This window comes from Burkholderia sp. AU45251 (assembly GCF_030482905.1).
Lineage (GTDB): Bacteria > Pseudomonadota > Gammaproteobacteria > Burkholderiales > Burkholderiaceae > Burkholderia > Burkholderia aenigmatica.
The window spans coordinates 188,740-201,440 of sequence record NZ_JAUJQH010000008.1 but is presented as its reverse complement, the minus strand read 5'-3'; the positions used below and the strand labels follow the sequence as shown (position 1 = coordinate 201,440).

Annotated in this window: 13 protein-coding genes; 4 read left to right on the top strand and 9 right to left on the bottom strand. The window is 68.8% G+C overall.

Annotation, left to right across the window (positions count from 1 at the left end; genetic code table 11):
- The 8 genes from QZM67_RS18655 to QZM67_RS18620 all read right to left on the bottom strand — a co-directional run bounded on the left by QZM67_RS18655 (position 1) and on the right by QZM67_RS18620 (position 8,306).
- Positions 1–1,110 (bottom strand): ABC transporter ATP-binding protein, encoded by a 1,110-nt coding sequence (locus tag QZM67_RS18655; RefSeq protein WP_301805659.1) that lies wholly within the window; start codon positions 1,108–1,110, stop codon positions 1–3.
- Between the two features lie 58 nt (positions 1,111–1,168).
- Positions 1,169–1,855 (bottom strand): HAD family phosphatase, encoded by a 687-nt coding sequence (locus QZM67_RS18650; protein ID WP_301805656.1) that lies wholly within the window; start codon positions 1,853–1,855, stop codon positions 1,169–1,171.
- Positions 1,852–2,703, bottom strand: a complete 852-nt coding sequence (locus QZM67_RS18645) for a carbohydrate ABC transporter permease (RefSeq protein ID WP_011353034.1) — start codon at positions 2,701–2,703, stop codon at positions 1,852–1,854. Before QZM67_RS18645 ends, QZM67_RS18650 begins: the two co-directional genes overlap by 4 nt.
- Positions 2,700–3,653 carry a carbohydrate ABC transporter permease gene (locus QZM67_RS18640; RefSeq protein WP_175022015.1) on the bottom strand — a complete coding sequence of 318 codons (954 nt, stop codon included), beginning with the start codon at positions 3,651–3,653 and terminating at the stop codon, positions 2,700–2,702. Before QZM67_RS18640 ends, QZM67_RS18645 begins: the two co-directional genes overlap by 4 nt.
- Positions 3,654–3,752: 99 nt before the next feature.
- A complete protein-coding gene (locus tag QZM67_RS18635; RefSeq protein ID WP_089451193.1) occupies positions 3,753–5,078 on the bottom strand; it encodes a sugar ABC transporter substrate-binding protein in 1,326 nt (441 codons plus the stop codon).
- A gap of 58 nt (positions 5,079–5,136) precedes the next feature.
- Positions 5,137–6,489, bottom strand: coding sequence for a D-tagatose-bisphosphate aldolase, class II, non-catalytic subunit (locus QZM67_RS18630; protein WP_301805653.1), 1,353 nt, complete (start codon positions 6,487–6,489; stop codon positions 5,137–5,139).
- Positions 6,477–7,433 (bottom strand): sugar kinase, encoded by a 957-nt coding sequence (locus tag QZM67_RS18625; protein ID WP_301805650.1) that lies wholly within the window; start codon positions 7,431–7,433, stop codon positions 6,477–6,479. Before QZM67_RS18625 ends, QZM67_RS18630 begins: the two co-directional genes overlap by 13 nt.
- A gap of 96 nt (positions 7,434–7,529) precedes the next feature.
- Positions 7,530–8,306 (bottom strand): L-iditol 2-dehydrogenase, encoded by a 777-nt coding sequence (locus QZM67_RS18620; RefSeq protein ID WP_043190168.1) that lies wholly within the window; start codon positions 8,304–8,306, stop codon positions 7,530–7,532.
- 329 nt (positions 8,307–8,635) lie between these two features.
- Here QZM67_RS18620 and QZM67_RS18615 point away from each other — a divergent pair, with 329 nt between their 5' ends.
- From QZM67_RS18615 to QZM67_RS18600, 4 genes are read left to right on the top strand one after another with little or no spacing between them, the layout of a single operon-like run.
- Positions 8,636–9,097 (top strand): Fur family transcriptional regulator, encoded by a 462-nt coding sequence (locus tag QZM67_RS18615; RefSeq protein ID WP_011353040.1) that lies wholly within the window; start codon positions 8,636–8,638, stop codon positions 9,095–9,097.
- Positions 9,098–9,143: 46 nt separating this feature from the next.
- Positions 9,144–10,058: a metal ABC transporter solute-binding protein gene (locus QZM67_RS18610; protein WP_301805646.1), complete on the top strand. Its 915-nt coding sequence runs from the start codon at positions 9,144–9,146 to the stop codon at positions 10,056–10,058.
- 14 nt (positions 10,059–10,072) lie between these two features.
- Positions 10,073–10,963 carry an ABC transporter ATP-binding protein gene (locus QZM67_RS18605; protein ID WP_175022020.1) on the top strand — a complete coding sequence of 297 codons (891 nt, stop codon included), beginning with the start codon at positions 10,073–10,075 and terminating at the stop codon, positions 10,961–10,963.
- Positions 10,956–11,738, top strand: a complete 783-nt coding sequence (locus QZM67_RS18600) for a metal ABC transporter permease (RefSeq protein ID WP_027789245.1) — start codon at positions 10,956–10,958, stop codon at positions 11,736–11,738. Before QZM67_RS18605 ends, QZM67_RS18600 begins: the two co-directional genes overlap by 8 nt.
- Before the next feature lie 112 nt (positions 11,739–11,850).
- On the opposite strand, the gene fghA is transcribed toward QZM67_RS18600, so the two are convergent.
- Positions 11,851–12,699, bottom strand: coding sequence for an S-formylglutathione hydrolase (gene fghA / locus QZM67_RS18595; protein WP_301805639.1), 849 nt, complete (start codon positions 12,697–12,699; stop codon positions 11,851–11,853).
- Positions 12,700–12,701 lie beyond the last annotated feature (2 nt).

Sequence of the window (12,701 nt, the reverse complement as noted above, 5' to 3'; positions counted from 1 at the left end):
TCATGCGGCCTTCGCGTGCACGCTCAGCCGGCGGAACGCCTGCCCGTGCTCGTCGAACAGGTGGCAGTGCTCGGCTTCCGCCTGCACGTGCAGCGCCGCGCCGGTGCGGTACGTGTCGAGCGGCGGAATCCGCGCGATCAGCCCGTCCGGCGCGACGGCCGACTCCGCGTACAGATACGCGGCATCGCCAAGCGATTCGACGGCCATCGTCCGCGCGGCCACGCCGGTGGCCGCGGCTTCGACTTTCAGGTGCTCGGGCCGCACGCCGACCGTCACCGCCGCACCGCGCTGCAGCCCCGCCGCTTCGACTGCAACGCGCTGCGTCTCGCCGCTGTCGAAGCGCACGAGCACGCCACCCGCATCGACCGAATCGACGGTGCCCTTCAGGAAGTTCATCTTCGGCGAGCCGATGAAGCCCGCGACGAACTGGTTCGCCGGCGCGTGATACAACGCGTTCGGCGTACCGACCTGCTGCACCGCGCCGCCCGACAGCACGACGATCTTGTCGGCGAGCGTCATCGCCTCGACCTGGTCGTGCGTCACGTAGATCATCGTCGTCTTCAGCTCGTCGTGCAGCCGCGCGAATTCCAGCCGCATCTTCACGCGCAGCGCCGCATCGAGGTTCGACAGCGGTTCGTCGAACAGGAACACCTTCGGCTTGCGCGTGATCGCGCGGCCGATCGCGACGCGCTGCCGCTGACCGCCCGACAGCTGCTTCGGCTTGCGGTCGAGCAGATGGTCGATGTGCAGGATCTTCGCGGCCTGCTTCACGGCCTGGTCGATCTCCGGCTTCTTCGCGCCCGCGAGTTTCAGGCCGAACGCCATGTTGTCGTACAGCGTCATGTGCGGGTACAGCGCATACGACTGGAACACCATCGCGATGCCGCGCTTCGCGCTCGGCACATCGTTGACTTTCGCGCCGTCGATCAGCAGGTCGCCGCTCGAGATGTCCTCGAGCCCGGCGATCATCCGCATCAGCGTGGATTTTCCGCAGCCGCTCGGGCCGACGAACACGACGAATTCGCCGTCGGCGATGTCGAGGTTCACGTTGCGCAGCACTTCGGTGTCGTCGTAGCGCTTCGCGATGTTGCGCAGGAGCACGCTTGCCATGATCTGTCTCCGTTCGTTCGTGATGCGCCGCGTCGAACGCGGCGCGCAATCGTTGTGGCTAGTTCGGCAGCACCGCGCCCGTCGCCTGCCAGCGCGCGACGTAGCCGGGCAGCTCGTGCATGTCGTCGAATACGTGACGCGCGCCGATCCCGCGCAGCGCGTCGATCTGCGCGGCCGACGCATGCCCGCCGCCGACGAAGCCGAGCACGGTCATGCCGGCCGCGGCGGCCGCGGTAATGCCGGTCGCACTGTCCTCGACCACGAGGCACTGGGCCGGCGCGACACCGAGCGTACGCGCGGCCGCGAGATACACGTCCGGTGCCGGCTTCGGCCGCGCGACGGCGTCCGCGCAGAACAGCCGGTCGCCGAAGAAGCGCGCGAGGCCCGTGCGTGCCAGTGCCGCCTCGACGTATGCGCGATAGCTGTTGCTCGCGCAGGCCGTCGTCAGCCGGATCGCGGCCAGCGCCGCATCGATGCCGTCGACCATCAGCGCATTGACGGCCGCTGCCTCGACCGCACGGCGGATCGCGTCGACATCGTCGGCCGACAGCGTGCGCCCGACGGCCTCGCCCGCGCCGGCCAGCACGCGCTCGATGCGCAGCCCGAGCAGCGGCATCACGGCCGGCCGCGCATCGACGCCCGGCCAGCGCGCATCGAGTTCGCGCACGATCACGTCGGCCGCCACGGCCTCGCTGTCGATCAGCACGCCGTCGCAATCGCAGATCAAGACGTTCGTCCCGGTCATTTGACGGCTCCGAACGTGAGCCCGCGCACGAGCTGCTTCTGCGACAGCCAGCCGACGATCAGGATCGGCGCGACTGCGAGCAACGAAGCCGCGGACAGCTTCGCCCAGAACAGCCCTTCGGGGCTCGAATACGACGCGATGAACACGGTCAGCGGCGCCGCGTTCGAGCTCGACAGGTTGATGCTCCAGAACGCCTCGTTCCACGACAGGATCACGAGCAGCAGCGCGGTGGACGCGAGCCCCGGCAGCGCCATCGGCATCAGCAGGTAGACGATCTCCTGCCACGTCGACGCGCCGTCGATACGCCCGGCTTCGAGAATGTCCTTCGGAATCTCGTTGAAGTACGTGAAGGTCATCCACACCGCGATCGGCAGGTTGATCAGCGTGTAGACGATCACGAGGCCCGACACGGTGTCGAGCAGCCCCGCGTTCTTCCACAGCAGGTAGATCGGCACCAGCACGCCGACCGACGGCATCATCTTCGTCGACAGCATCCACAGCAGCACCTTCTGCGTGCGGTGGTTCGGGAAAAACGCCATCGCGTACGCGGCCGGCACCGCGAACAGCAGCGAGATCACCGTGACGCCCGCCGAGATCAGCACCGAATTCCACGCGAACGCGAAATAGTTGCTGCGCGCGAACACCTCGCGGAAGCTGTCGAGCGTCGGGATGAAGAACAGCGTCGACGCATATGCCTGCTGCTCGGTCTTGAACGCGGTGATCGCCATCCAGAAGATCGGGAAGAACAGCAGCAGCGCGATCAGCCACGCGAGCGTGCCGGGCAGCGCGCGCCGCACGAGGTCGAACACGGCCGGCACGCGCCGGCCTTCGAAGGTCAGGTCGCTCATTTCTCGTACTCTCCCTTCAGGTTGCGCGCGAGCATCCGCACGAGGAAGAACGACACGACGTTCGCGACCACGACGGCGATGATGCCGCCGGCGGACGCGAGGCCGACGTCGAACTGCTGCAGGCCGAGCGCGTAGATCAGGTACGACAGGTTGGTCGTGGCGTCGCCGGGGCCGCCGCCGGTCGTCGTGTAGATCTCCGCGAAGATCGACAACAGGAAGATCGTCTCCATCATCACGACCACGGCGATCGCGCGCTTCAGGTGCGGCAGCGTGATGTAGAAGAACATCGCGATCGGGCCGGCGCCGTCGATCCGCGCGGCTTCCTTCTGCTCCTGGTCGAGCGACTGGATCGCGGTGAACAGGATGAGGAACGCGAACGGCAGCCACTGCCACGCGACGATGATGATCACGGCGGTGAGCGGGTAATCGGCGAACCAGTCGATCGGCGTCATCCCGAGCGCGCGCATCGCGTTCGCGACGAGCCCGTAGACCGGGTGCAGGATCATGTTCTTCCAGATCAGCGCGGACACCGTCGGCATCACGAAAAACGGCGCGATCGCGAGCAGGCGCGCGACGCCCTGCCCGTAGAACTTGCGGTCGAACAGCACGGCCATCAGCACGCCGCCGATCACCGTGATCGCGAGCACCGCGCCGATCAGCACGAGCGTGTGCCAGATCGCGGGCAGGAACGACGGATCGGTCGCGAGGAAGCGATAGTTGTCGATGCCCGCAAAACCCTTCACGTCCGGGTTCAGCAGGTTGTAGCGCGAGAACGAATACCAGATCGTCATCGCGAGCGGAATCGACATCCACAGCAGCAGTACCGCGACGGACGGCGAGACGAGCCAGCTCGCACCGCCGCGCGCGCGGCGCGGCGCGCCGGGCGGCGACGACGCGTCGCCGACCGACGGCGCGTGAGCGTGGCTCAGGGGAAGACGCAGGTGACGCATGATCGGAGTCCCTCCGGTTGATGCGCGGGCGCGAAGGTCAGCCCGCCTGTCAGCTTCGACGACGCGCACCGTGCGCCACCGCGCACGGTGCGGGCCGCGTTACTTCTTGTAGCCGGCCTGCCGCACCGCGCGGTCGGCGGCGGCCTGCCCGGCGGCAAGCGCCTGGTCGACCGTCATCTGGCCCGCCACCGCACCGGCGATCGACTGGCCGACCACCGTGCCGAACGACTGGAATTCAGGAATCCCGACGTACTGCACGCCCGTGTACGGCACCTTCTTCAGCGACGGATCGTTCGGGTCGGCCGTCTCGATCGCCTTCAGCACGAAGTCCGAGAACGGCGCGGCGGCCTTGTACTCGGGGCGCTGATAGGTCGACGTGCGCGTGCCCGGCGGCACCGACGCCCAGCCCTCGTCCTTGCCGACCATCTCGATGTACTGCTTCGACGTCGCCCACGCGATGAACTTGCGCGCGGCATCCTGCTGCTTCGACGTCTTCGGCACGGCCAGCGCCCATGCCCACAGCCAGTGCGAACCCTTCGGCGTGGCGGCGACCGGCGCGGCCGCGAAGCCGATCTTGTCAGCCACCTGCGACTGCTGTTTGTTATAGAGCATCCCGGCCGCGACCGTCGCGTCGATCCACATCGCGCACTTGCCCGATGCGGTCAGGGTCAGGTTCTCGTTGAAACCGTTCGAGCTCGCTCCCGGCGGGCCGTCTTTCTTCAGCAGGTTCACGTAGAACGTGATTGCCTTCTTCCACTCCGGCGACGTGAGCTGCGCATTCCAGTTCTCGTCGAACCAGCGCCCGCCGAACGTGTTCACGACCGTCGACACGTACGCCATGTTCTCGCCCCACCCGGCCTTGCCGCGCAGGCAGATCCCGTAGGTGCCCTTCGCCTTGTCGGTGAGCTTGTCCGCGAATTCGGCGATCTGGTCGTAGGTCGGCTGGTCGGGCATCTTCAGCCCCTTCGCCGCGAACAGGTCCTTGCGGTAGAACGTCATCGAGCTCTCGACGTAGAACGGCAGCGCGTACAGCTGGCCGTTGTACGACAGGCTGTCGCGCGCGGTCTTCACGATGTCGTTCAGGTCGTAGTCGGCGGGCAGGCCCGTCATCGGCGCGAGCCAGCCGCGCTTGCCCCACTGCGGCGCCTCGTAGGTGCCGATCGCCATCACGTCGAACTGGCCGCTGCCGGTCGTGATGTCGGTCGTCGCGCGCTGGCGCAGCACGTTCTCCTCGAGGATCACCCAGTTCAGCTTGATGTCCGGGTTCGCCTTCTCGAAGGCCGGCGACAGCTTCTTCAGCTCGATCATGTCGGGATTGTTCAGCGTCGCGATCGTCACCGTGCCGGCGGACGCGGCGCAGGCCGCCGTCGCGAGCGCGGCTCCGGCGAAGCAGCGTGCGGCGGCGTCGAGCATCTTTCGTTGCATGGCATGTCTCCTGTGTTTGTTCGAAGTGTCGTCGGTACTGCGTTGACTTCGCGGCCCGTCATACCGGCCGCTGCATTCCGCACGCGCGCGCATAGTGCGCGATCACGTCGCGTATCCGGTGGCGCACCCAGGCGCGCGGCTCCTTCGCGAGCCCGCCCGCGCGGCAGGCCGCGTACACGTCCGGCAACCACTGCGCGACGAGTGTCTCAGGCACCGGCTGCCGCGCGAGGTTGTCGAACAGCTGCTCGACCGCGGCCGCGACGGCCGGCTGCAGCCAGTAATAGCGGATCCGGTCGCTGTAGCTGAACTGGCGCGCAAGCCGCTGCTCGGTTTCGTCGCCGCGGTAGTACGGTGCCCAGTGCTCGGGCTGCGCGCGCATCGCGGCGTCGACGACGTCGCGCAGCCGCGAGCGCTGCGCGGGCTCGCCGATCAGCGCATCCTCGATGAAGGTCAGCGCGAACAGCGCCTCGCGCAGCGCGAACGTCAGCGCGGGGCCGACCTTCAGTACCGCGAAGTGGTCGCGCACGAGCGCGGCGAGCGCGCCCTCGGTCTGGTAGTCGGTCGAATGCGCCTCGAACACGAGGCCCGGTGTCTGCAGGATACTCGCGCCGAGCGACGCCGCCTTCGCGCTGTCGTAGTCGAGCACGTGACGATCGTCGAAGTCGACGCCCGGCTGCGCGACGATCGCGACGACCCGCGTCCACGCATCGTCGAGCCCGGCCGCCGCGAACGCGCGGCGATGCGCATCGAGCGTCGCCGCGATGCTGTCGCTGCGCGTGACCGCGATCTGTGCGATCGCCGCATCGCTGTCGTTACCGCTCACTTCGCCGCCCGGCGTCGGCACCTCGGTGCCGATCACGTAAACGGGCGCGATGCCGGCGCGCGCTGCCGCGTCTTCCGCCGCGCGGCACAGTTCGGCCGCGCGCGCGGCGATCGTGCGATCGTCGAGCCGCACCGGATCGTCCGCGCACGCCATGCTCGCGTCGAGGTGGATCTTTTCGAAGCCCGCTTCGACGTACGCGGCAACCATCGTGCCTGCCTCGCGCATCGCATCGGCCGCGCGGCGATGCCGCCACGGGTTCGGCCCGAGATGGTCGCCGCCGAGCACGAGCGCCGACGGTGCAAGCCCGCAACGTTGCGCGATCGCGTCGACATCGCGGCGGAAATCGGCGGGCGTCATGCCCGTATAGCCGCCGAGATGGTTCACCTGGTTGCAGGTCGCCTCGATCAGCAGCGGCGAACCGTCCGCACGCGCCGCTTCACACGCGGCCTCCAGCACGAGCCGGTGCGCGCTGCAGATCGAATAGATGCCGCGCTGCGCGTCCGCGCGGTTCGCGTCGAAGATCATCCGCAGCACGGCATCCGCGTGCGCGGGACGTGTACGTTCGGCGAAGGTCGTCAAGCCGGACATGCCATACCTCGTTCGGTCAGGAAGCGGTCGATCTCGGCCGCGCTGCTGTTGCCCTCCATCGGGCCGCGCCGCGTGACCGCGATCGCCCCGGCCGCGTTCGCGCGGCGCAGCGCGGCCTCGATCGGCACGCCGGCGACAAGGCTCGCGACCAGCGTGCCGCCGAAGCAGTCGCCCGCGCCGGTCGGGTCGACTTCGTCGACCTGAAACGCCGGCGCTTCCGCACGGTTCGCGCGGTCGAACGCGACGCTGCCTTGCGCGCCACGCTTCAGCACGACACGCTCGAGCAGCGGATGCGTCGCGAGCAGCCCCGCGATCGCGCGCTCGGCCGGCTGCGGTCCGCAGAAGAACGGCAGGTCGGCTTCGCTCGGCAGGAACAGGTGGCACGCGGCGAGCATCGCGTCGAGCGCCGCGCGCATCGGGCGGAAACTCAGCATTTCGGGCCGCACGTTCGGATCGAACGACACCTTCGCGCCGGCGCGCGCGGCCTCGATCACGCCGCGCTGCACCGCCGCGATCGCCGCTTCGCTCGTCAGCGACGAGCCCATCACGTGGAAGTAACGGCAGCCGTCGAACATCGCGGTATCGACATCGGACGCGTCGACGCACGCGGCCGCACTGGTGGACAGCGAGTAGACGAAACTGCGCGAGCCGTCGTCGCGATACGCGACGAACGCGGTGCCGGTCGGTCGCGCGACGCGGCGGATACGCGCGACGTCCACGCCGTCGCGTTCGAGCCGCGCGACGATCGCGTCACCGAACGCGTCGCGGCCGACGCAGCCCGCATACGCGACGCGCGCGCCGAGCCGCGCGGCCTGGTCGGCGAAGATCGCCGGCGCACCGCTCGGGAACGGCCCGGCAAACAGGCCCGGCATCTCGAAACCCTGGCCGCGTTCGACGGCGACGAATTCGGCCAGCAGTTCGCCGGCGACGACGATCTCGGCCATCAAGCGGCCCCTCCTCGTGCGACGGCGGCCTCGGCGTGCAGCGATGCGGCTGCGTCGAGGGCCGGCCGGCAGATGGCGCGTGCGAGCGGCGCCACGTCAGCTCATCCAGTTACCGCCGTCGACGTTCAGCGTCTGGGCGGTGATGTAATCGGCGTCGGACGACGCGAGAAACAGCGCGGCGCCCGTCAGGTCGCCCGGCACGCCCATGCGGCCGAGCGGCACGGCTTCGCCGACCAGCCGCTTCTTCTCGCCGAGCGGCCGGTTCTCGTAGCGCGCGAACAGCGCATCGACCTGCTCCCACATCGGCGTGTCGACGACGCCCGGCGCGATGCCGTTCACGTTGATCCGGTGCGGCGCGAGCGCGAGCGCGGCCGACTGCGTATAGCTGATCACCGCGGCCTTGGTCGCGCAGTAGTGCGAAACGAGTGCCTCGCCACGACGTCCGGCCTGCGACGACATGTTGACGATCTTGCCGCCGCGCCCCTGCTCGACCATCCGCTGCGCGACGGCCTGCATCAGGAAGAACAGCCCTTTCACGTTGACCGAGAACAGCCGGTCGAACACGTCCCACGATTCGTCGAGGATCGGCCGCATGTCGAACAGCGCCGCATTGTTGAACAGGATGTCGACACCGCCGAAGCGCTCGACCGCCGTGGCGACGATGCGCTCGATGTCGTCGCGGCGCGTCACGTCCGCGGTGACGGCCACCGCGCGGCCAGGGTGTGCCTCGATGAGCCGCGCGAGCGAGCCGCCTGCCGGCTTCACGTCGACGAGCACGCAGCGCGCGCCCTCGTCCAGATAGCGTTGCGCGACCGCCTCGCCGATGCCGCTTGCGGCGCCCGTCAGGATCGCGACCTTGTCTTCCAGTCTCACTGGCTGTCTCCGGTTCGTTCTGCGTTACGACGGCTGCGAGGTGAGCGAACGCCCGCTAACCGATCAATTGCTCTGTTGGTGATCGAATGATCGGATACGCGATTCGCGCTGTCAAGGCGACGTGACGGCTTTCTATGACGCACTGCGGCACGATGGCGCAGCGTGGCGGCCCGTCGCGCACGCCCGGCAAGGCACAGCCCGCACGGTGCGGTGCGGCCGGGTCGGCGGTGAAGGGGACGGAGCGAGGACGGAAAGGGGAAATCGCGCTGCACGGCGCGGCGATACGTTATATCATCGCCGTACTTTGTTTCATCGCCCTGCCTCACGCCATGGCTACCTCCTCGTCCATTGACGCCCGGCTGTCCCGGGCCGACGCATTCGCCGCCGAGCACGGGCTCGCGTGGACGCCGCTGCGCCGTCAGGTCTACGAACGCGTGCTGGCCGCGCAGCGCCCGATCGGCGCGTACGACCTGCTCGCCGAACTCGAACCGCAGCGCGGCCGCGTGCCGCCCACGACCGTCTATCGCGCGCTGGATTTCCTCGTCGAGCACGGCTTCATTCACCGGATCGAATCGAAGAACGCGTTCTTCGCGTGCTGCGAGATCGGCGTGCCGCACGAAGGCCAGTTCCTGATCTGCGATTCGTGCGGCGACACCGTCGAGATTCCCGGCGGCGACCTCGCGAAGCAGTTGTCCGCGAGCGAGCCCGCGCACGGTTTCGAAGTCCACCACCAGGTCGTCGAGCTGAGCGGCCTGTGCGGGCACTGCAAGCACAAGCCCGTGCAACGCTGACGCATCTCGCGCGGCGCCCGCGCCGCCCCTTCCAACGAGGAGTTCCATGTCCATTGCCCTGAAGCGCGCGCCGCGGCGTGCCCTGTCGCCTGTCCGCTGGCTCGCCGCCGCCGTCGCCGCGCTGTCGCTCGCGGCGCCCGCGTTCGCGCAGGCCGCGACCGTCAACGTCGTCGCCGCCGAGAATTTCTACGGCGATGTCGCGTCGCAGATCGGCGGCAGCCATGTCGCGGTGACGAGCATCCTCAGCAATCCCGACCAGGATCCGCACCTGTTCGAAGCGAGCCCGAAAACGGCCCGCGCGCTTCAGCACGCGCAGGTCGTGATCTACAACGGCGCGAACTACGATCCGTGGATGAGCAAGCTGCTCGGCGCGTCGAAGCAGGCGAAGCGCGCGACGATCGTCGTCGCCGATCTGGTCGGCAAGAAGGCCGGCGACAACCCGCACCTGTGGTACGACCCGGCGACGATGCCGGCCGCCGCGCGCGCGATCGCGGCCGAGCTCGGCCGCGCCGACCCGGCGAACAAGGCCGAATACGACGCGAACCTGCAGAAGTTCGTCGCGTCGATGAAGCCCGTCGACGCCAAGGTCGCCGCGCTGCGCGCGCAGTACAAGGGGCTGCCGGTCACGGCCACCGAGCCCGTGTTCGGCTACATGTCCGACGCGATCGGCCTCGACATGCGCAACCAGCGCTTCCAACTCGCGACGATGAACGACACCGAGGCGAGCGCGCAGGATGTCGCCGCGTTCGAGAACGACCTGCGCAAGAAGCAGGTGCGCGTGCTGATCTACAACAGCCAGGCTGAAGAACCGATGACCAAGCGCATGCTGAAGATCGCGCGCGACGGCGGCGTGCCGACCGTCAGCGTCACCGAGACGCAGCCGGCTGGCAAGACCTTCCAGCAATGGATGGCCGGCCAGCTCGACGCGCTCTCGACCGCGCTGGCCGCCGGCAAGAAATAAACAACCGTAACGAAATGACCGCAACTCCTCACGCACTCGCCGTCGATCGCGTCACGCTCGAACTGGGCGGACGCACGATCCTGCGCGACGTCAGCTTCTCGATCGAACCCGGCGAATTCGTCGGCGTGCTCGGGCCGAACGGTGCGGGCAAGACCACGCTGATGCGCGCGGTGCTCGGCCTCGTGCCCGTGTCGGCCGGCACGCTGTCCGTCGGCGGCGTGCCGGTCGTGCGCGGCAATCCGTCGATCGGCTACATGCCGCAGATCAGGAGCGGCCTCGCGAACCGCCGGATGCGCGGCTACGACTTCGTCGCGATGGCTGCCGACGGCCACCGCTGGGGGCTGCCGCACACGAACGCGGCAACGCGCCGCGACGTCGACCGCGTGCTCGATCTCGTCGGCGGCCCGACGCTCGCACGCCGGCCGCTGTCGGAACTGTCCGGCGGCGAACGGCAGCGCCTGCTGCTCGCGCAGTGCCTGCTCGGCAGCCCGAAGCTGCTGCTGCTCGACGAGCCGCTGATCAGCCTCGACCCGAACCACCAGCGCGGCGTCGTCGAACTCGTGCGCAACGTGCAGCGCGAGCTCGGCATCACCGTGCTGTTCTCCGCGCACGAACTGAATCCGCTGCTGAACGCGCTCGACCGCGTGCTGTATCTCGGCAACGGCGTCGCGGCGCTCGGCACCGTCGACGAGGTGATCACGAAGCCCGTGCTGTCGCGGCTCTACGGGTCGCCGATCGACGTGATGCGCGTGAACGGCAAGATCTTCGTGATGTCGGGCGACGTCGAGATCGAGAAGCACGACCACGAACACGAGGACGACGACGGTCACTCGCACGACAGTGGCGGCGGCCACGGCCATCACCACCACGGACACGCTCATCCCGGGCATTCGCAAGATGTTTGAATACGACTTCATGATCAACGCCTTCGCGGCGTCGGGGATCGTCGCGGTGCTCGCGGGCATCGTCGGCTACTTCCTGGTGCTGCGCGGGCAGACCTTCGCCGGCCACGCGCTGTCGCACGTCGGCTTCACCGGCGCGACGGGCGCGGTGCTGCTCGGCATCTCGCCGATCTGGGGGATGGTCGGCTTCACGCTCGCGGCCGGGATCGGGATGGGCGCGCTCGGCGAAAAGCTCGCGGGCCGCGACGTCGCAATCGGCGTGATCCTGTCGGGCGCGCTCGGCTTCGGCCTGCTGTTCCTGCATTTCTACACGTCGTTCGCGACGCAGGTCACCGCGCTGCTGTTCGGCAACGTGCTCGCGGTGAGCCACGACACGCTCGCGGTACTCGCCGGCATCGGCGCGGTGAGCCTGCTCGCGCTCGCGCTGATCGCGCGGCCGCTGCTGTTCGCGTCGCTGCAGCCCGAACTGGCCGAAGCCAAGGGCGTGTCGCTGCGCACCGTGTCGATGCTGTTCCTCGCGGTGTGCGCGCTCGCGGTGGCCGCGGCGACGCAGATCGTCGGCGTGCTGCTGGTGTTCACGCTGCTGGTCGGGCCGGCTGCCGCCGCGCAGAACGTGACGACGCGGCTGTCGACCGGCGTGCTGCTCGCCGCACTGTTCGCGCTGTTCGAAGCGTGGCTCGGCATCGTGCTCGCGTATCACACCGACTGGCCGACGAGCTTCTGGATCACCGCGCTGTCGGCGCTCGTGTACGGCGCGAGCCTGTTGCGGCGCCACTGATCGCCGCTTGTCGGAAATAAAAACGCCGGCGTGCCCGAGGGCAGCGCCGGCGTTTTTTCATGCGCCCGCGATCGCGCGGCACGCCGTGTGCGTTACCTGCTTCCCGGCCCGCTCACCGTGCGAGCACGCGCGCGTGATGCGCGATGTGATCGGCGATGAACGTCGAGATGAAGTAATACCCGTGGTCGTAGCCTGCATGACGACGCAGCGTCAGCGGCTGGCCGGCCTTCGCGCACGCGGCTTCGAACACGTCAGGGTTGAGCTGGTTCGCAAGGAACTGATCGGCGAGACCCTGATCGACGAGGATGCCGTCCGCGAACTTCGGCGCATCGGCGCGCGCGACGAGCTCGCTCGCGTCGTGTGCCTTCCACGCTTCGCGATCGGCGCCGAGATAGCCCGAGAACGCCTTCTCGCCCCACGGGCAGCGCGTCGGCGCGGCGATCGGCGCGAACGCCGACACCGACCGGTACAGGCCCGGATGGCGCAGCGCAAGCGTCAGCGCGCCGTGCCCGCCCATCGAGTGCCCGAAGATCCCGAGCCGCGCGCCGTCGATCGGCAGCTCGGCCGCGACGCGTTCGCGCAGCTCGCCCGTCACGTACGACTCCATCCGGTAATGCGCGGACCACGGCGCTTCGGTCGCATCGACATAGAAGCCCGCGCCGACGCCGAAGTCCCACGCGTCGGTCTCGCCCGGCACACCCGCACCGCGCGGGCTCGTGTCGGGCATCACGAGTGCGAGGCCGTGCTGCGCCGCGTATTGTTGCGCGCCAGCCTTGATCGCGAACGTCTCGTCGGTGCAGGTGAGCCCCGCGAGATAGAACAGCGCCGGCACGCGGCCGTGCGCGGCCTGCGGCGGCAGGTACACCGAGAACTTCATCGGCAGGCCGATGGCCGCCGAATCGTGACGGTAGAAACGCTGCTCGCCGCCGTGGCACGCATGCGAGGAAACGAGTTCGAGCATCG

Bases quoted from the DNA above. Each gene is read 5' to 3' on its own strand.
- QZM67_RS18650 (WP_301805656.1), bottom strand. From the start codon at position 1,855: ATGACCGGGACGAACGTCTTGATCTGCGATTGCGACGGCGTGCTGATC.
- QZM67_RS18625 (WP_301805650.1), bottom strand. From the start codon at position 7,433: ATGGCCGAGATCGTCGTCGCCGGCGAACTGCTGGCCGAATTCGTCGCC.
- QZM67_RS18635 (WP_089451193.1), bottom strand. From the start codon at position 5,078: ATGCAACGAAAGATGCTCGACGCCGCCGCACGCTGCTTCGCCGGAGCC.
- QZM67_RS18605 (WP_175022020.1), top strand. From the start codon at position 10,073: ATGACCGCAACTCCTCACGCACTCGCCGTCGATCGCGTCACGCTCGAA.
- QZM67_RS18610 (WP_301805646.1), top strand. From the start codon at position 9,144: ATGTCCATTGCCCTGAAGCGCGCGCCGCGGCGTGCCCTGTCGCCTGTC.
- QZM67_RS18655 (WP_301805659.1), bottom strand. From the start codon at position 1,110: ATGGCAAGCGTGCTCCTGCGCAACATCGCGAAGCGCTACGACGACACC.
- QZM67_RS18630 (WP_301805653.1), bottom strand. From the start codon at position 6,489: ATGTCCGGCTTGACGACCTTCGCCGAACGTACACGTCCCGCGCACGCG.
- fghA (WP_301805639.1), bottom strand. From the start codon at position 12,699: ATGCTCGAACTCGTTTCCTCGCATGCGTGCCACGGCGGCGAGCAGCGT.
- QZM67_RS18640 (WP_175022015.1), bottom strand. From the start codon at position 3,653: ATGCGTCACCTGCGTCTTCCCCTGAGCCACGCTCACGCGCCGTCGGTC.
- QZM67_RS18600 (WP_027789245.1), top strand. From the start codon at position 10,956: ATGTTTGAATACGACTTCATGATCAACGCCTTCGCGGCGTCGGGGATC.
- QZM67_RS18645 (WP_011353034.1), bottom strand. From the start codon at position 2,703: ATGAGCGACCTGACCTTCGAAGGCCGGCGCGTGCCGGCCGTGTTCGAC.
- QZM67_RS18615 (WP_011353040.1), top strand. From the start codon at position 8,636: ATGGCTACCTCCTCGTCCATTGACGCCCGGCTGTCCCGGGCCGACGCA.